Genomic DNA, 17,497 nt, shown 5'->3' with positions numbered 1-17,497 from the left:
AAGCTACAATCAGTCTTCTTTACGTAGGCCAAGACCTAACTCTTCTAACTTATGTTTTACTTCTTCTAAAGACTTACGACCTAAGTTACGTACTTTCATCATGTCTTCTTCTGTCTTATTCGCAAGCTCTTGTACGGTATTAATACCAGCTCGCTTTAAGCAGTTATATGAACGAACAGAAAGATCAAGTTCTTCAATCGTCATTTCAAGGACTTTATCTTTTTGATCTTCTTCTTTTTCGACCATGATTTCTGCATTTTTAGCTTCGTCAGTTAAACCTACAAAAATGTTTAAGTGTTCAGTTAGAATTTTTGAACCAAGTGCGATAGCATCTTTTGGTCCAATACTTCCGTCAGTCCAAACATCAAGTGTTAACTTATCGAAATTTGAAACCTGTCCCACACGTGTATTTTCAACTTGGTATGTGACACGAGACACTGGAGTGTAAATCGAGTCGATAGGAATAACACCTATTGCTTGATCCTCTCTTTTGTTACCATCTGCAGGGATGTATCCACGTCCACGTCTAGCAGTTAGACGCATACGTAAATGAGCATCTTTAGCAAGAGTTGCAATATGAAGATCTGGATTTAGAACTTCAACATCGCTATCATGCGTAATATCGGCTGCAGTAATTGGCCCCTCACCGCGTACATCAATTTCTAATGTTTTTTCTTCGTCTGAATAAATTTTCAGAGCAAGTTTTTTAACATTAAGAATAATTGTTGTAACGTCTTCTACAACACCTTCAACTGTAGAGAACTCATGTAACACGCCATCAATTTGAATAGCAGTTACAGCGGCACCAGGAAGTGAGGATAAAAGGATACGACGTAAGGAGTTACCTAGCGTTGTACCATATCCACGCTCAAGTGGTTCAATAACGAATTTACCATATTTGGAATCGTCACTGATCTCAACCGTTTCGATTTTCGGCTTTTCGATTTCAATCATTTTTTAAACCCTCCTTCAAAACGTCGAAACCCTCGGTTAGACCATGCTAACCGAAAGTCCCTATTAGGCAGTTCCTAATTGTGCACAACAAGAGATGTCTGTTAATATTTGCCAAACATATATCATAATCCATTATAGACAATTTTTGAAAATTTATACAGACAAATTATACACGACGACGTTTTGGTGGACGGCATCCGTTATGTGGAACTGGAGTAACGTCTCTGATAGCAGTTACTTCAAGACCAGCAGCTTGAAGAGCACGGATAGCAGCCTCACGACCAGCACCCGGACCTTTAACAGTTACGTCAAGAGTTTTTAAACCGTGTTCCATAGAAGCTTTAGCAGCAGTTTCAGCAGCCATTTGTGCAGCGAATGGAGTAGATTTACGAGATCCTTTGAAACCTAATGATCCAGCGCTTGACCAAGAAATTGCGTTACCATGAACATCAGTGATTGTTACGATTGTGTTATTGAAAGTTGAACGAATATGAGCTGTACCAGCTTCAATATTCTTTTTCACACGACGTTTACGTACATTTGTTTTACGTGCCATGTTGAATACCCTCCTTTACTTAAAAAATATTATTTCTTCTTGTTCGCTACTGTACGGCGTGGGCCTTTACGAGTACGAGCATTGTTTTTAGTGTTTTGACCACGAACAGGTAAGCTACGACGGTGGCGAATACCACGATATGAACCGATTTCGATTAGACGTTTAATGTTTAAAGAAACTTCACGACGAAGATCCCCTTCAACTTTCAACTTATCGATTAATTCACGAATTTTACCTAATTCTTCTTCTGTTAAATCACGTACACGAGTGTCTTCTGAAATACCAGCTTCAGCTAAGATTTTTTCAGAAGTTGCACGACCGATTCCGTATACATAAGTTAAAGAAACAACCACGCGTTTGTCGCGAGGAATATCTACACCAGCAATACGAGCCATTCTAGTGCACCTCCTTCTATATTAACCTTGTTTTTGTTTATGTTTTGGATTTTCACAAATTACCATTACTTTACCACGTCTGCGGATAACTTTACATTTTTCACAGATTGGTTTTACTGATGGTCTCACTTTCATGATTTCAACCTCCTTGTAGATTACGGAGTGCATATTTATTATTTAAAACGGTACGTAATACGGCCACGAGTTAAATCATATGGAGATAGTTCTACAGTAACCTTGTCACCTGGAAGAATACGAATGAAGTTCATACGAATTTTACCAGAAACGTGTGCAAGAACGACATGACCATTTTCCAATTCAACTTTGAACATCGCATTCGGAAGTGTTTCCGTAACGGTACCTTCAATTTCAATTACATCATCTTTCGCCATTAGGGCATTCTCCTTTCTTCAAATCAGTAGCTTGCTTGTAGGCAAACATACGCTTAGGAACATTAAGCCAAAGTGCTCTGATATGTTGGAGATATTTTGGCCTATTAAAGACCTATATTATATCAATCGTTCCAAGCAAAGCTATGTTTAAGCTTTAATAACAGTATCAGTTTTGACGAAACAACAATACGTCATACACAAGGAACGACGATCTTATCGTTCAATTATTAAACTAACTCTTTTAAAAGATTATCAATGTCATTGAAAACTTTGTTAATCTCTTGTTCACCTTCAATTGTTTTTACATAACCAAGATTATTGTAGAAATCAAGTAAAGGTTGAGTTTGTTTGATATTTACTTCAAGGCGATTTGCAACTGTTTCTTCATTATCATCCGCACGTTGATAAAGTTCTCCGCCACATTTTGGGCAAACACCCTCTTCAACAGGTGGATTGAAAATTAAATGATAAGTTGCTCCACACTCTTTGCAAATACGACGACCTGTTAAACGTTCAATTAAAAGTTGTTGGTCTACATGAATGTTTAACACGAAGTCAATTTTACGATTCATTACTTTCAGAGTCTCTTCTAGTGCTTCAGCCTGCGCAACTGTTCTAGGAAAACCATCCAATAAAAAACCGTTTTGGCAATCATCTTTAGCTAATCGTTCACGTACAATACCAATTGTTACCTCATCAGGAACAAGATGACCTTGATCCATAAACGATTTTGCTTGAAGACCTAGTTCAGTGCCGTCTTTAATCGCTGCACGGAACATATCGCCAGTAGATATATGAGGAATGCCGTATTTTTCGACAATTTTCTCAGCTTGTGTGCCTTTGCCTGCACCAGGAAGCCCCATAAGAATTAAATTCATGGTTAATCCTCCTCAATATTAGGTGAGCAATAGGGAATTATATATTTCCCTATGCTCGTTCTTTAATAAAGCCTTTGTAGTTTCTCTTAACAAGCTGACTTTCTAATTGTTTCATTGTTTCAAGCGCAACTCCGACTACGATTAGTAAACTTGTTCCTCCAATTTGAGCTGAAGGTGGTAAGTTCGCAAATTTACCAAATACAATTGGTAATAAAGCGATGACAGCTAAGAAAATTGCTCCTACGAAAGTTAAACGATATAAGACTTTAATGATATATTCTTGAGTGCTCTTACCTGGGCGAATACCCGGGATGTAGCCACCTTGCTTCTGAAGATTTTCAGCCATTTGCTCTGGATTAGCCTGAACAAAAGTATAAAAATATGTGAAAGCAATGATCAAGACTAAATAAAATGCCATTCCCCATGGATTGTTATACGTAAAATGCGTTTTAATCCATTCAGTCACATTGTTACTTGGTAAGAACGATGCAATTGTTGAAGGAGTAATTAAAAATGAAACAGCGAAGATTACCGGAATAACCCCAGCGCCATTTACTTTTAATGGCAAGTGAGTAGATTGTCCTCCGACATAGCTATTATTACCATTGTTTCGTTTAGCATATTGAATTGGAATTTTACGATTAGCTTGTTGAATGTAAATTACAGCTACGATTACTAATAGTAAAATTAAAACAACTAGGCCAACTTTTACGATGTTTAAGAATAGCGCGTCACCAGCACCTTTAAATTGTTGCTGATAGACTTGGCTCATTGTATTAGGTATAGCAGCAACTATACCGCCAAAGATGATAACTGATATACCGTTCCCTACACCTTTAGCAGTAATCTGCTCACCTAACCACAATAAGAAAGATGTTCCAGCTGTTAGTACAATTGCTATATAAAGATAGGTTGACCAACCTGGATTTTCAATTAACATTCCGCCAGTAATATTGTTCATACTGATTGATAATCCAATTGCTTCTACAAAACCTAGAATAATTGTGATGTATCTAGTCAGTTGAGTCAATTTACGTCGACCAATCTCGCCTTGCTTCGACCATTCAGTTAACTTCGGAACAACGTCCATTTGAAGTAACTGAATAATAATTGAAGCAGTAATGTACGGCATTATACCCATTGCAAAAATCGAGAACTGTTTAAGAGCTCCTCCACCGAATGTGTTTAGAACACCAAAGATGCTTGAGCTATCTTGTGATGCTAATACATCGGCGTTGACGTTTGGAACAGGTATAAACGTTCCAATACGAAATACAATTAACATTAATAACGTAAAAAATATTTTTTTTCTAATATCTGCAATGCGCATAAAGTTGGAGATTGTCCGGAACATTTTAGATCACCTCAGCATTTCCACCAGCTGCTTCGATTGCCTCTACCGCAGAAGATGAGAACTTATGAGCTTTAACAGTAAGTTTAACTTCTAACTTACCTTTACCTAAAATCTTAATACCAGCTAATTCTTTACGAACGATACCAGTTTCGATCAGTAACTCAGGAGTTACTTCAGTTCCGTTTTCGAAGCGATTTAACGTTTCAACATTAACGATTGCGTAATCTTTACGGTTGATGTTAGTGAAACCACGTTTTGGTAAACGACGGAATAAAGGAGTTTGACCACCTTCAAATCCAAGACGAACACCGCCACCTGAACGAGCGTTTTGTCCTTTATGACCTTTACCTGCAGTTTTACCAGTACCTGAACCGATACCACGACCGATACGTTTAGATACTTTACGAGAACCTTCTGTAGGTTTTAATTCATGAAGTTTCATTAGGGCACCTCCTTACTTATTCATGTTCAATTAAATTTCTTTTACAGATACAAGGTGAGAAACTTTGTTAATCATCCCACGCATTGCAGCGTTATCTTGTTTAACAACAGTTTGGTTCGTTTTAGTAATACCTAAAGCACGAACTGTTGCGATTTGGTCTTGTTTACGACCAATTACACTGCGAGTAAGGGTAATTTCTAACTGTTTAGCCATCGTTATCCCTCCTTATTAACCTAGTAATTCTTCTACAGATTTACCACGTAATTTTGCAACTTCATCCGCACGTTTTAAGTTACTTAAACCTTCAATAGTAGCACGTACAATGTTTACTGGTGTGTTAGAACCAAGAGATTTAGATAAGATATCATGTACCCCAGCAAGTTCTAATACCGCACGAACAGGACCTCCTGCGATAACTCCAGTACCTTCAGAAGCAGGTTTTAAGAATACTTCACCAGCTCCAAAACGACCAGTAATTACGTGAGGAATTGTAGTTCCAACGATTGGTACGTTAATTAGATTTTTCTTAGCATCTTCAACAGCTTTACGAATAGCATCAGGTACTTCTTGAGCTTTACCAGTACCAAAACCTACATGACCGTTTTTGTCACCAACAACTACTAATGCTGCAAAGCGGAAACGACGTCCACCTTTTACAACTTTAGCAACACGGTTGATCGTAACTAAGCGTTCTTCAAGCTCTAATTTATTAGGATCAATGCGACGCATGTATGTCCCTCCTTCTTTTATTAAAATTGTAAACCAGCTTCACGAGCAGCTTCAGCTAAAGCTTTTACGCGACCATGATATAAGTAACCACCGCGGTCGAATACAACTTCAGTAACACCTTTTTCAGTAGCACGTTTTGCAACTAAGCTACCAACTAATGTTGCTGCATCGATATTACCAGTACCATTTAAAGTTAATTCTTTATCTAAAGTTGATGCACTTGCTAATGTTACGCCATTAACATCATCAATGATTTGAGCATAGATATGGTTGTTTGAACGATAAACGTTTAAACGTGGACGTTCTTGAGTACCAGATAATTTAGTACGAACACGAGCATGTCTTTTTTTACGTACTGCATTTTTATCAGCCTTAAAGATCATCTTGGTCACTCCTTTCTCTTATCTAGTTATAGATTACTTCGCAGTTTTACCTTCTTTACGACGAACCATTTCGCCTTCGTAACGAATACCTTTACCTTTATAAGGCTCTGGTGGACGTACTTGACGGATGTAAGCAGCAAGAGCGCCTACACGTTCTTTGTCGATACCTTTAATACTGATTTTAGTATTTGAAGGTACTTCGATTTCAACACCATTTTCAGGAGTGATCTCAACTGGGTGAGAATAACCAACAGCTAGAACAAGTTTGTCACCTGTTTTAGTCGCACGGTAACCTACCCCAACTAATTCAAGGTTACGAGTATAACCATTAGTTACACCTTCAACCATGTTACCTAAGATAGCACGAGTTGTACCATGAAGAGCACGGTGCTCTTTGTTATCAGTTGGACGTGCAACTGTTAATACGTTCTCGTTAACTTCGATTGTCATATCAGGGCTAAAAGTACGAGTTAACTCACCTTTAGGTCCTTTTACTGTAATAGTATTGTTGTTATTAGTAAGAGTAACTCCAGCAGGAATTACAAGTTCTTTTTTACCAACACGAGACATTCACTACACCTCCATTCTCTCTGTGTTTTATTACCAAACGTATGCTAAGATTTCGCCACCAGTTTTTGCTTGACGAGCTTCTTTATCTGTCATTACACCTTTAGATGTTGATACAATAGCAACACCTAAACCGTTAAGTACGCGAGGTACTTCGTCAGCTTTAGCGTATACGCGTAAGCCAGGCTTAGAAATTCTTTTTAATCCAGTGATAACACGTTCGTTGTTCACACCATATTTTAAGAAAATACGGATGATACCTTGTTTATCATCTTCAATGTACTCAACGTCACGGATGAAACCTTCACGTTTTAGAATTTCAGCAACTTCTTTCTTTAGGTTAGAACCTGGGAATTCTAATTTCTCGTGACGTACCATGTTCGCATTACGAATGCGAGTAAGCATATCTGCAATAGGATCTGTCATGACCATGTTCAGATAACCTCCTTCCTAATATCTATAGAATTACCAACTAGCTTTTTTAACGCCAGGGATTTGTCCTTTATAAGCAAGTTCACGGAAACAAATACGGCAAAGTTTAAATTTACGTAATACTGAGTGTGGACGTCCGCAACGTTCGCAACGTGTATACTCTTGTACTTTAAATTTCTGAGCACGTTTTTGTTTCGCAATCATTGATTTTTTAGCCACGTTTTCGCCTCCTCTTCTTTAGCGCTGGCTTTCATTATTTTTGAAAAGGCATTCCGAATAATGTTAGCATTTCACGAGCTTCTTCATCAGTATTTGCAGTAGTTACAATAACGATGTCCATACCACGTACTTTGTTTACTTTATCATAATCGATCTCTGGGAAGATTAATTGCTCTTTAACACCTAAAGTGTAGTTTCCACGGCCATCGAATGACTTTTTAGAGATTCCACGGAAGTCACGTACACGAGGTAATGTTACAGAAACTAATTTCTCAAAGAATTCGTACATACGCTCACCGCGTAATGTAACTTTAGCACCGATAGGCATTCCTTCACGAAGACGGAATTGAGCGATTGATTTTTTAGCTCTAGTTACAACAGGTTTTTGACCTGCGATTAAAGTTAATTCCTCAACAGCTGTATCTAATGCTTTTGAATTTGAAACAGCCTCACCAACACCCATGTTGATGACGATCTTTTCAATTTTTGGCACTTGCATAACTGATTTATAGTTAAACTTGCTCACTAGAGCAGGAGTGATTTCATTTTGATATTTCTCGACTAGGCGGTTCATTCAGTTGACCTCCTTTCATAAATTTCTATTATTTATCAAGTAATTCGCCTGATTTTTTTGCAATACGTACTTTTTTACCATCCACTAATTGGTAACCTACGCGTGTAGGTACTCCAGTTTTTGGATCTAATGCCATAACATTAGAAACATGGATTGGTGCTTCTTTCTCGATGATGCCACCTTGTGGGTTAGCTTGAGTAGGTTTTGAGTGTTTTTTAATGATGTTAACACCTTCAACTAGTACGCGGTTATTCTTTGGAAAAGCAGCAAGGATAACACCTTGTTTTCCTTTGTCTTTACCAGAGATAACTTGAACTTTATCACCTTTTTTTACATGCATCTTCTTCGTGCACCTCCTTAATAAGGCTTTCTGAAGTATTTATTAAAGTACATTAATTAAAGTACTTCTGGAGCTAATGATACGATTTTCATGAAGTTGCTATCACGTAATTCACGTGCAACTGGTCCGAAAATACGAGTACCACGTGGGCTCTTATCATCTTTAATGATAACAGCTGCGTTTTCATCAAATTTGATGTAAGTACCGTCTGGACGACGAACACCGCGTTTCGTACGAACGATAACAGCTTTAACTACATCACCTTTTTTAACAACGCCACCTGGTGTTGCTTGTTTTACTGTACATACGATGATATCACCGATGTTAGCAGTTTTACGGCCTGAACCACCTAATACTTTAATAGTAAGTAATTCACGTGCACCTGAATTGTCAGCAACTTTTAAACGAGTTTCTTGTTGGATCATGTCAAATTGACCTCCTTTCGGATTAAGAATGATATCCGATCATCTATTAGATAATAACAGCTTCTTCTACGATTTCAACTAAACGGAAACGTTTTGTAGCTGATAATGGACGAGTCTCCATGATTTTTACGATATCGCCAACTTTTGCAGTGTTTAGCTCATCGTGCGCTTTATATTTCTTAGAATATTTAACGCGTTTTCCGTATAGTTTATGTGTTTTGTAAGTTTCAACTACAACAGTAATTGTCTTATCCATCTTATCAGAAACTACACGTCCTGTGTAAACTTTACGTTGGTTACGTTCGCTCACTGTGCAAACCTCCCCTCATTATTAATTATTAGAGTTAATTTCTCTTTCACGAACTACAGTTTTCATACGAGCAATTGCTTTACGAACCTCGCGGATACGAGCAGTGTTCTCTAATTGTCCTGTAGCTAATTGGAAACGAAGATTGAATAACTCTTCCTTAAGAGATTTCACTTTTAATTCAATTTCAGCAGTGGTAAGATCGCGAATCTCATTAGTTTTCATTAGAATCACCACCATTGTCTTCACGTTTTACAAACTTACATTTAACTGGTAATTTGTGAGCTGCTAAGCGTAGTGCTTCACGAGCTACTTCTTCAGATACACCAGCGATTTCGAACATAATTTTTCCTGGTTTAACGACTGCTACCCAACCTTCTGGAGCACCTTTACCGCTACCCATACGAACCTCAAGAGGTTTAGCTGTGTAAGGCTTAGAAGGGAAGATTTTAATCCATACTTTACCGCCACGTTTCATGTAACGAGTCATAGCACGACGCGCTGCTTCAATTTGACGGTTAGTAATCCAAGAAGCTTCAGTAGATTGTAAACCGAATTCACCGAATGCAATTTCAGTACCACCTTTGGCACGTCCACGCATTTTTCCACGATGCTCTCTTCTATATTTAACACGTTTAGGCATTAACATAATTAATTTCCTCCTTCCTCAGAAGCTTTCTTTTTTGTAGGAAGAACTTCACCTTTGTAAATCCATACTTTTACGCCTAGTTTACCGTATGTTGTATCTGCTTCTGCAGTTGCATAATCGATATCAGCACGTAATGTATGAAGTGGCACTGTACCTTCACTATATGATTCTGAACGAGCAATATCTGCTCCGCCAAGACGACCAGAAACTTGTGTTTTAATACCTAATGCACCAGCACGCATAGCACGTTGAAGTACTTGCTTTTGAGCACGACGGAAAGAAACACGGTTTTCTAATTGACGAGCGATGTTTTCAGCTACTAATTTAGCATCAAGATCTGCTCTTTTAATTTCGATGATGTTGATATGAACACGTTTGCCAGTAAGGTTGTTTAAAGCTTTACGAAGAGCTTCAACTTCCGAACCACCTTTACCGATTACCATACCTGGTTTTGCAGTGTGAACTGTAATGTTTACACGGTTAGCAGCTCTTTCGATTTCTACTTTAGATACAGCAGAATCTTTTAAACGAGTGCTAATGTACTCACGAATTTTGATGTCTTCATGTAAAAGATCAGCGTAATCTTTTTCAGCGTACCATTTAGATTCCCAATCTTTAATAATACCAACACGAAGTCCGACTGGATTTACCTTTTGTCCCATCGATTATCCCTCCTTCTTCTCTGATACCACGATTGTAATGTGGCTTGTGCGTTTGTTGATTGCGCTAGCACGTCCTTGTGCACGAGGGCGGAAACGTTTTAAAGTAGCACCTTCATCAACGAATACTTTTTCGATGTATAAGTTATTAACATCCATATCATAGTTATGCTCTGCGTTAGCAATAGCAGATTTTAATAATTTTTCTACAACAGGAGAAGCAGTTTTTGGTGTGTGTCGAAGGATTGCGATCGCTTCGCCAACTTGTTTACCTCGGATTAAATCGACTACTAGACGAACTTTACGAGGAGCGATACGAACTGTTCTCAGTACAGCTTTAGCTTGCATTGGAGTGCCTCCTCTCATTATCTTCTAGTTTTCTTGTCATCCGCATCGTGACCTTTATAAGTACGAGTTGGAGCAAATTCACCAAGTTTGTGACCTACCATATCTTCCGATACATATACAGGTACGTGTTTACGACCATCGTATACTGCAATAGTATGTCCGATAAATTGTGGGAAAATAGTCGAACGACGTGACCAAGTTTTAACAACTTGCTTAGAGTCAGTCTCGTTTAATTTCTCAACTTTAGTTAATAAGTGATCATCAATAAATGGACCTTTTTTCAGGCTGCGTCCCATTGTGGTACCTCCCTTCGTGATTGACCTACGGTTCTAGTGAACCGTAGCACAATCGCGTTATTTTTTACGACGACGAACGATAAACTTGTCTGACGCTTTGTTTTTCTTACGAGTTTTGTAACCAAGAGTTGGTTTACCCCATGGAGACATTGGTGATTTACGTCCGATTGGAGAGCGTCCTTCACCACCACCGTGTGGGTGATCAACTGGGTTCATTACAGATCCACGTACAGTTGGGCGTTTACCCATCCAACGAGAACGACCTGCTTTACCGATGTTAATAAGTTCGTGATGTTCGTTACCAACTTGACCTACTGTCGCGCGGCAAGTTGCTAAAATCATACGTACTTCACCAGAGTTTAAACGAACTAGTACATAACGATCTTCTTTACCTAATACTTGAGCAGAAGTACCAGCTGAACGTACTAATTGTCCTCCACGACCTGGTTTTAACTCGATGTTGTGGATTGTAGTACCTACTGGAATGTTTACAAGTGGTAAAGCGTTACCTACTTTAATATCTGCTTCTGGACCTGAAACGATTTCCATTCCTACTACTAAGTTTTTAGGAGCTAGGATGTAACGTTTTTCTCCATCAGCGTAGTTAATTAACGCAATGTTTGCAGAACGGTTTGGATCGTACTCGATTGTAGCAACGCGTCCTGGTATACCATCTTTATCTCGTTTGAAATCGATGATACGGTATTGACGTTTGTGTCCACCACCTTGGTGACGAACAGTAATTTTACCTTGGTTATTACGGCCAGCTTTTTTGCTAAGTGGAGCTAATAATGATTTTTCTGGTTTGTCAGTAGTGATCTCAGCAAAATCATTAGTAGTCATACCACGGCGACCGTTAGTGGTTGGTTTATACTTTTTGATTCCCATCGTAATTTCCCTCCTTTTCTAGTAGTTAGTATTAAACGCCTTCGAATAATGTAATTTCTTGGCTATCAGCAGTTAATTTAACGATTGCTTTTCTACGACGGTTTGTGTAACCAGCATGTTTACCCATACGTTTAAACTTACCTTTGTAGTTCATTACGTTAACTTTTTCTACTTTAACACCGAAGATTGCTTCAACAGCATCTTTAACTTCAGTTTTATTAGCTCTTACATCTACTTCAAAAGTGTATTTTTTTTCAGCGATTGCTTCCATAGAAGCTTCAGTGATAACTGGGCGTTTGATAATATCACGAGGATCCTTCATTACGCAAGCACCTCCTCTACTTTTTCCACCGCAGCTTTAGTCATGATTAATGTATCATGATGTAAAACGTCGATTACGTTTACTTCATTTGCTGCAAGAACTGTGATTCCAGGGATATTGCGAGCAGATAAAGCTACGTTTTCATTTAGGTCAGCTGTTACGATTAAAACTTTCTTAGCAACTGATAAGCCAGTTAAAACAGTAACCATATCTTTTGTTTTTGGTGCGTTTAACGCTAAATCTTCAAGAACTAGCATGCTTTGTTCTAATACTTTAGTAGATAAAGCAGATTTAATCGCTAAGCGACGTACCTTTTTAGGTAATTTATAAGAGTATGATCTTGGAGCTGGACCGAATACGATACCACCACCGCGCCATTGTGGAGAACGGATTGAACCTTGACGAGCACGGCCAGTTCCTTTTTGTCTCCATGGTTTACGACCACCACCACGTACTTCAGAACGTGTTTTAACTTTGTGAGTACCTTGACGTAAAGATGCACGTTGCATCATTACAGCATCAAATAGAGCGTGTTCGTTTGGAGCGATTCCGAATACAGCATCAGCTAATTCAATTTCTCCTACTTGAGCACCTGTTTGATTAAACATAGTAACTTTAGGCATTTTATTTCCTCCTTTCTTCTAAATTAATTATTTAGATTTAACCGCAGTACGGATTGTTACGTAAGATTTTTTAGAACCTGGTACATTACCTTTTACTAAAAGTAAGTTACGTTCAACGTCAACTTTAACGATTTGTAGGTTTTGTACAGTTACTTTTTCTCCACCCATTTGACCAGGTAAAGCTTTGTTTTTGAATACACGGTTCGGAGCAACAGGACCCATTGAACCTGGACGACGGTGGTAACGAGAACCGTGAGACATTGGTCCACGAGATTGTCCGTGGCGCTTAATGCTACCTTGGAATCCTTTACCTTTTGAAGTTCCAGTTACATCAACGATGTCACCATTTGCAAAAATATCTACTTTGACTTCTTGACCAACTTCATAAGCTGATACGTCAGCGTTGCGAAGTTCACGAACGAAGCGCTTAGGTGCAGTGTTTGCTTTAGCAGAGTGCCCTTTTTCTGGTTTGTTAGCTAATTTTTCACGTTTGTCAGCGAAACCGATTTGGATAGCTTCGTAGCCATCAGTTTCAGTAGTTTTCTTTTGTAAAACCACGTTTGGAGTAGCTTCGATTACAGTTACTGGAATTAACTCGCCGTTTTCAGCAAATACTTGTGTCATACCGATCTTTTTCCCTAAGATTCCTTTAGTCATAAGTCACACCTCCTGAATTTATATATAATTTTTATTAAAGTTTGATTTCAATATCAACGCCAGATGGTAAATCTAGTCTCATTAATGAATCAACTGTTTGTGGAGTTGGATTCACGATATCGATTAAACGTTTGTGAGTGCGCATTTCGAATTGCTCACGAGAATCTTTGTATTTATGAACCGCACGAAGGATCGTGTAAACTGATTTCTCAGTTGGTAACGGAATCGGACCAGATACAGAAGCACCAGAACGTTTCGCTGTTTCAACGATTTTCTCTGCAGATTGATCTAAAATACGGTGATCATAAGCTTTTAAACGAATACGAATTTTTTCTTTTGCCATAATTTTCCCTCCTTTTTCGCCTATTTAAATAATAGACATACTCCGTGGAAATTTCCTTACACTCGCCATGGCAAAGCGGCCGGGTGTATCAGCAACCTTCCACTTCTACGCAGTCAAAGACCAACATCATCTATTATACATAAAAAATAATGCTATTGCAAGCATTTGTTATAAGTTTAGATAAATAATGTTCTCGTCGTCTTCAGTACTTAGTTATTATATTATCTTCGATTATTAAAATCAAGCAAGAATCGGTTATAATGCATATTTTAAATATTTCCAATTTACTTATAAAAAAAAGCTTAGAAGAAAAGATCTTCTAAGCTTTTAAGTTTAATTATTCAACGATTGTAGCAACTACGCCAGCGCCTACAGTACGTCCACCCTCACGGATAGAGAACTTAGTTCCTTCTTCAACAGCGATTGCGTTGATTAACTCAACAGTCATTTCGATGTTGTCGCCAGGCATAACCATTTCAACGCCTTCTGGTAATTGGATGATTCCAGTTACGTCAGTTGTACGGAAATAGAATTGTGGACGGTAGTTAGCGAAGAATGGAGTGTGACGTCCACCTTCTTCTTTAGATAAAACGTAAACTTCAGCTTTGAACTTAGTGTGTTGTTTAACTGAACCTGGTTTAGCTAAAACTTGACCACGTTGGATATCGTCACGAGCAACCCCACGAAGAAGTGCACCGATGTTATCTCCAGCTTCTGCTTGGTCAAGAAGTTTACGGAACATTTCAACACCTGTTACAGTAGTTGATTTTGGCTCTTCAACAAGACCGATGATTTCTACTACGTCACCAACTTTAACGATACCACGCTCAACACGACCAGTAGCAACTGTTCCACGACCAGTGATTGAGAATACATCCTCAACTGGCATTAAGAAAGGCTTGTCAGTTTCACGAGCTGGTGTTGGGATATAAGAATCAACTTCAGCCATTAATTCATGAATTTTAGCTTCCCACGCAGCATCTCCTTCAAGAGCTTTAAGCGCAGAACCTTTGATTACTGGAATGTCATCGCCAGGGAATTCGTATTCTGATAATAGATCACGGATTTCCATCTCAACTAATTCAAGTAACTCTTCATCGTCAACCATGTCACATTTGTTCATGAATACTACGATGTAAGGTACACCTACTTGACGAGATAAAAGAATGTGCTCACGAGTTTGAGGCATTGGACCATCAGCAGCAGATACTACTAAGATACCACCGTCCATTTGAGCAGCACCAGTGATCATGTTTTTAACATAGTCAGCGTGACCTGGGCAGTCAACGTGTGCATAGTGACGAGTTTCTGTTTCGTACTCAACGTGTGCAGTAGAGATTGTGATTCCACGTTCTCTTTCTTCTGGAGCTCCGTCGATTTGATCGTAAGCGCGAGCTTCAGCTCCACCTACTTTAGCTAATACAGTTGTAATAGCAGCAGTTAATGTAGTTTTACCATGGTCAACGTGTCCGATTGTACCAATGTTAACGTGTGGTTTTACACGTTCGAATTTAGCTTTACCCATTGTAAAAATCCTCCTTATAATTAAGAAAATTAATTTTTTAGTTTTATTATTATGCTATAAAGGGTAACTTGTACCCCTTATAGCTAACATCTAACATAAATAGTTATACATGATGAGAACTAAATAATCAATTACTCACCTTTATATTTTTTGATAATTTCTTCAGAAATTGATTTTGGTACATCTTCGTAATGGTCAAATACCATTGAGAACGTTCCACGACCTTGAGTGTTAGAACGTAATGAAGTTGCATAACCAAACATTTCTGAAAGTGGTACCATAGCACGAACAACTTGAGCGTTACCGCGTGCTTCCATACCTTCAACGCGTCCACGACGAGATGTAATATCACCCATGATATCTCCTAAGTATTCCTCAGGGATAACAACTTCTACTTTCATTAATGGTTCAAGTAGAACTGGGTTACATTTCTTAACAGCATTTTTAAGAGCTAATGAAGCAGCTACTTTAAACGCCATCTCATTCGAGTCAACATCATGGTAAGATCCATCGAATAATTTCGCTTTAATGTCGATTAGTGGGAATCCAGCTAATACACCATTTTTAAGAGAATCTTCAAGACCTGCAGCTACTGCTGGGATGTATTCACGAGGAACAACACCACCAACGATTGCATTTTCAAATTCGAAGCCTTTTCCTTCTTCGTTTGGTGAGAATTCAATCCAAACGTGTCCGAATTGTCCACGTCCACCTGATTGACGAACGAATTTACCTTCTACTTGTGCAGAAGAACGGAAAGTTTCACGGTATGCTACTTGAGGAGCACCAACGTTAGCTTCTACTTTGAATTCACGACGCATACGGTCAACGATGATATCAAGGTGAAGTTCACCCATACCAGCGATGATTACTTGACCAGTTTCTTGGTCAGTATGTGCACGGAAAGTTGGATCTTCTTCAGTTAATTTAACTAATGCTTGACCCATTTTATCTTGGTCAGCTTTAGATTTTGGTTCGATCGCAATTGAGATAACTGGATCAGGGAACTCCATAGACTCAAGAATTACTAAATTCTTTTCATCACATAAAGTATCACCAGTTGTAGTATCTTTAAGACCTACAGCAGCAGCGATATCTCCAGCGTATACTTTCGAAATCTCTTGACGAGAGTTAGCATGCATTTGTAGGATACGTCCTACACGCTCACGCTTACCTTTTGTAGAGTTTTGAACGTATGAACCAGATTCTAACGTACCTGAGTATACTCGGAAGAACGTTAATTTACCAACATAAGGATCAGTCATGATTTTGAATGCTAATGCAGCGAAAGGCTCTTCATCACTTGATGGAACGATTTTCTCTTCATCAGTATCAGGTAATGTTCCTTTGATAGCTGGTACATCTAATGGAGATGGTAGGTAATCAATTACTGCATCAAGCATTAATTGAACACCTTTGTTTTTGAAAGCAGAACCACATACTACTGGGTAGAATTGTACTGAACATGTAGCTGTACGAATAGCAGCTTTTAATTCAGCAAGTGTGATTTCTTCACCTTCAAGATATTTCATCATTAATTCTTCATCTAGCTCAGCTACCGCTTCGATTAAACGACCACGGTACTCTTCAGCTAGTTCTTGATATTCTTCTGGAATTTCGATCGTTTCAATGTCAGTTCCTAAGTCATTATTGTACTTAATTGCTTTCATTTCAACTAGGTCAACGATTCCCCAGAAGTTATCTTCAGCACCCATCGCTAATTGGATTGGGTGTGCGTTAGCTTGTAAACGGTCATGTAACGTACCTACAGAGTATAAGAAATCCGCGCCGATTTTATCCATTTTGTTAACGAATACTACACGTGGAACTCCGTAAGTAGTTGCTTGGCGCCAAACTGTTTCAGTTTGAGGCTCAACACCTGATTGAGCATCAAGTACTGCTACTGCGCCATCAAGTACACGTAGTGAACGTTCAACTTCTACAGTGAAGTCTACGTGACCTGGAGTATCAATGATATTTACACGGTGGTTATTCCACTGAGCTGTTGTAGCAGCAGATGTGATAGTGATACCACGCTCTTGCTCTTGCTCCATCCAGTCCATTTGTGAAGCTCCTTCATGAGTTTCACCAATTTTGTGAATACGACCTGTGTAATAAAGGATACGCTCTGTTGTTGTTGTTTTACCAGCATCAATGTGAGCCATGATCCCGATATTACGAGTGTTATTTAAGGAGAACTCTCTAGTCATCAGGGTTCTTTCTCCCTTCCAGTATTAGTT

At 38.7% G+C, this 17,497-nt stretch carries 30 protein-coding genes; all 30 read right to left on the bottom strand.

The window, feature by feature from the left end; all coding sequences use genetic code 11:
* Nucleotides 1-9: 9 nt before the first annotated feature.
* A complete protein-coding gene (locus AN960_RS04490) occupies nt 10-954 on the bottom strand; it encodes a DNA-directed RNA polymerase subunit alpha (RefSeq protein ID WP_056467484.1) in 945 nt (314 codons plus the stop codon).
* 166 nt (nt 955-1,120) lie between these two features.
* On the bottom strand, nt 1,121-1,510 hold the full coding sequence (rpsK, locus tag AN960_RS04485) for a 30S ribosomal protein S11 (RefSeq protein WP_056467481.1): 390 nt from the start codon (nt 1,508-1,510) through the stop codon (nt 1,121-1,123).
* Between the two features lie 29 nt (nt 1,511-1,539).
* Complete coding sequence (rpsM, locus tag AN960_RS04480; protein WP_056467478.1) at nt 1,540-1,905, bottom strand: 30S ribosomal protein S13; 366 nt, start codon at nt 1,903-1,905, stop codon at nt 1,540-1,542.
* 21 nt (nt 1,906-1,926) lie between these two features.
* A complete protein-coding gene (rpmJ, locus tag AN960_RS04475; RefSeq protein WP_000868344.1) occupies nt 1,927-2,040 on the bottom strand; it encodes a 50S ribosomal protein L36 in 114 nt (37 codons plus the stop codon).
* 38 nt (nt 2,041-2,078) lie between these two features.
* A complete protein-coding gene (infA, locus tag AN960_RS04470; protein WP_056467475.1) occupies nt 2,079-2,297 on the bottom strand; it encodes a translation initiation factor IF-1 in 219 nt (72 codons plus the stop codon).
* Nucleotides 2,298-2,524: 227 nt separating this feature from the next.
* Nucleotides 2,525-3,175: an adenylate kinase gene (locus tag AN960_RS04465; protein WP_056467472.1), complete on the bottom strand. Its 651-nt coding sequence runs from the start codon at nt 3,173-3,175 to the stop codon at nt 2,525-2,527.
* Between the two features lie 49 nt (nt 3,176-3,224).
* Nucleotides 3,225-4,529: a preprotein translocase subunit SecY gene (gene secY / locus AN960_RS04460; RefSeq protein ID WP_056467470.1), complete on the bottom strand. Its 1,305-nt coding sequence runs from the start codon at nt 4,527-4,529 to the stop codon at nt 3,225-3,227.
* Nucleotide 4,530: 1 nt separating this feature from the next.
* The gene (gene rplO / locus AN960_RS04455) at nt 4,531-4,971 is read right to left on the bottom strand and encodes a 50S ribosomal protein L15 (protein ID WP_056467467.1); all 441 of its coding nucleotides are present in this window, start codon (nt 4,969-4,971) and stop codon (nt 4,531-4,533) included.
* Nucleotides 4,972-5,001: 30 nt separating this feature from the next.
* The gene (gene rpmD / locus AN960_RS04450; protein ID WP_056467464.1) at nt 5,002-5,184 is read right to left on the bottom strand and encodes a 50S ribosomal protein L30; all 183 of its coding nucleotides are present in this window, start codon (nt 5,182-5,184) and stop codon (nt 5,002-5,004) included.
* 15 nt (nt 5,185-5,199) lie between these two features.
* Nucleotides 5,200-5,700, bottom strand: coding sequence for a 30S ribosomal protein S5 (rpsE, locus tag AN960_RS04445; RefSeq protein ID WP_056467462.1), 501 nt, complete (start codon nt 5,698-5,700; stop codon nt 5,200-5,202).
* Nucleotides 5,701-5,720: 20 nt separating this feature from the next.
* Entirely contained in the window at nt 5,721-6,083 is a 363-nt protein-coding gene (gene rplR, locus AN960_RS04440) for a 50S ribosomal protein L18 (protein WP_056467459.1), read from the bottom strand.
* Nucleotides 6,084-6,116: 33 nt separating this feature from the next.
* Complete coding sequence (rplF, locus tag AN960_RS04435; RefSeq protein WP_056467456.1) at nt 6,117-6,653, bottom strand: 50S ribosomal protein L6; 537 nt, start codon at nt 6,651-6,653, stop codon at nt 6,117-6,119.
* A gap of 30 nt (nt 6,654-6,683) precedes the next feature.
* Nucleotides 6,684-7,082: a 30S ribosomal protein S8 gene (gene rpsH, locus AN960_RS04430; RefSeq protein ID WP_056467453.1), complete on the bottom strand. Its 399-nt coding sequence runs from the start codon at nt 7,080-7,082 to the stop codon at nt 6,684-6,686.
* A gap of 33 nt (nt 7,083-7,115) precedes the next feature.
* On the bottom strand, nt 7,116-7,301 hold the full coding sequence (locus tag AN960_RS04425) for a type Z 30S ribosomal protein S14 (protein ID WP_056467450.1): 186 nt from the start codon (nt 7,299-7,301) through the stop codon (nt 7,116-7,118).
* Between the two features lie 34 nt (nt 7,302-7,335).
* Nucleotides 7,336-7,875 carry a 50S ribosomal protein L5 gene (gene rplE / locus AN960_RS04420; RefSeq protein ID WP_056467447.1) on the bottom strand — a complete coding sequence of 180 codons (540 nt, stop codon included), beginning with the start codon at nt 7,873-7,875 and terminating at the stop codon, nt 7,336-7,338.
* Between the two features lie 28 nt (nt 7,876-7,903).
* A complete protein-coding gene (rplX, locus tag AN960_RS04415; protein ID WP_056467443.1) occupies nt 7,904-8,215 on the bottom strand; it encodes a 50S ribosomal protein L24 in 312 nt (103 codons plus the stop codon).
* 56 nt (nt 8,216-8,271) lie between these two features.
* On the bottom strand, nt 8,272-8,640 hold the full coding sequence (rplN, locus tag AN960_RS04410) for a 50S ribosomal protein L14 (RefSeq protein ID WP_056467440.1): 369 nt from the start codon (nt 8,638-8,640) through the stop codon (nt 8,272-8,274).
* 46 nt (nt 8,641-8,686) lie between these two features.
* Entirely contained in the window at nt 8,687-8,950 is a 264-nt protein-coding gene (gene rpsQ, locus AN960_RS04405; RefSeq protein WP_056467437.1) for a 30S ribosomal protein S17, read from the bottom strand.
* Between the two features lie 21 nt (nt 8,951-8,971).
* Nucleotides 8,972-9,172, bottom strand: a complete 201-nt coding sequence (gene rpmC, locus AN960_RS04400) for a 50S ribosomal protein L29 (protein ID WP_056467434.1) — start codon at nt 9,170-9,172, stop codon at nt 8,972-8,974.
* Nucleotides 9,162-9,596, bottom strand: coding sequence for a 50S ribosomal protein L16 (rplP, locus tag AN960_RS04395; protein WP_056467431.1), 435 nt, complete (start codon nt 9,594-9,596; stop codon nt 9,162-9,164). Before rplP ends, rpmC begins: the two co-directional genes overlap by 11 nt.
* Nucleotides 9,597-9,598: 2 nt before the next feature.
* On the bottom strand, nt 9,599-10,258 hold the full coding sequence (rpsC, locus tag AN960_RS04390; protein WP_056467428.1) for a 30S ribosomal protein S3: 660 nt from the start codon (nt 10,256-10,258) through the stop codon (nt 9,599-9,601).
* 3 nt (nt 10,259-10,261) lie between these two features.
* A complete protein-coding gene (gene rplV / locus AN960_RS04385) occupies nt 10,262-10,603 on the bottom strand; it encodes a 50S ribosomal protein L22 (RefSeq protein WP_056467425.1) in 342 nt (113 codons plus the stop codon).
* Nucleotides 10,604-10,620: 17 nt separating this feature from the next.
* Entirely contained in the window at nt 10,621-10,899 is a 279-nt protein-coding gene (gene rpsS / locus AN960_RS04380) for a 30S ribosomal protein S19 (protein WP_056467422.1), read from the bottom strand.
* 57 nt (nt 10,900-10,956) lie between these two features.
* Nucleotides 10,957-11,787, bottom strand: a complete 831-nt coding sequence (rplB, locus tag AN960_RS04375; protein WP_056467419.1) for a 50S ribosomal protein L2 — start codon at nt 11,785-11,787, stop codon at nt 10,957-10,959.
* Between the two features lie 31 nt (nt 11,788-11,818).
* Nucleotides 11,819-12,109 (bottom strand): 50S ribosomal protein L23, encoded by a 291-nt coding sequence (gene rplW / locus AN960_RS04370; protein ID WP_056467416.1) that lies wholly within the window; start codon nt 12,107-12,109, stop codon nt 11,819-11,821.
* On the bottom strand, nt 12,109-12,732 hold the full coding sequence (gene rplD, locus AN960_RS04365; protein ID WP_056467413.1) for a 50S ribosomal protein L4: 624 nt from the start codon (nt 12,730-12,732) through the stop codon (nt 12,109-12,111). The genes rplW and rplD overlap by 1 nt, the downstream gene beginning before the upstream one ends.
* Nucleotides 12,733-12,759: 27 nt before the next feature.
* On the bottom strand, nt 12,760-13,389 hold the full coding sequence (rplC, locus tag AN960_RS04360; protein ID WP_056467410.1) for a 50S ribosomal protein L3: 630 nt from the start codon (nt 13,387-13,389) through the stop codon (nt 12,760-12,762).
* A gap of 34 nt (nt 13,390-13,423) precedes the next feature.
* On the bottom strand, nt 13,424-13,732 hold the full coding sequence (gene rpsJ, locus AN960_RS04355; RefSeq protein ID WP_056467407.1) for a 30S ribosomal protein S10: 309 nt from the start codon (nt 13,730-13,732) through the stop codon (nt 13,424-13,426).
* A gap of 337 nt (nt 13,733-14,069) precedes the next feature.
* Nucleotides 14,070-15,257 (bottom strand): elongation factor Tu, encoded by a 1,188-nt coding sequence (gene tuf / locus AN960_RS04350; protein WP_056467401.1) that lies wholly within the window; start codon nt 15,255-15,257, stop codon nt 14,070-14,072.
* Nucleotides 15,258-15,388: 131 nt separating this feature from the next.
* Nucleotides 15,389-17,467, bottom strand: coding sequence for an elongation factor G (gene fusA / locus AN960_RS04345; protein ID WP_056467398.1), 2,079 nt, complete (start codon nt 17,465-17,467; stop codon nt 15,389-15,391).
* Between the last annotated feature and the right edge of the window lie 30 nt (nt 17,468-17,497).

The organism is Bacillus sp. FJAT-25509 (assembly GCF_001420605.1).
In the GTDB taxonomy this organism is placed as follows: Bacteria; Bacillota; Bacilli; order Bacillales; family Bacillaceae_G; genus Gottfriedia.
Note: the sequence above shows the minus strand (reverse complement) of the source record. Positions and strands in the feature narration are given on the sequence as shown.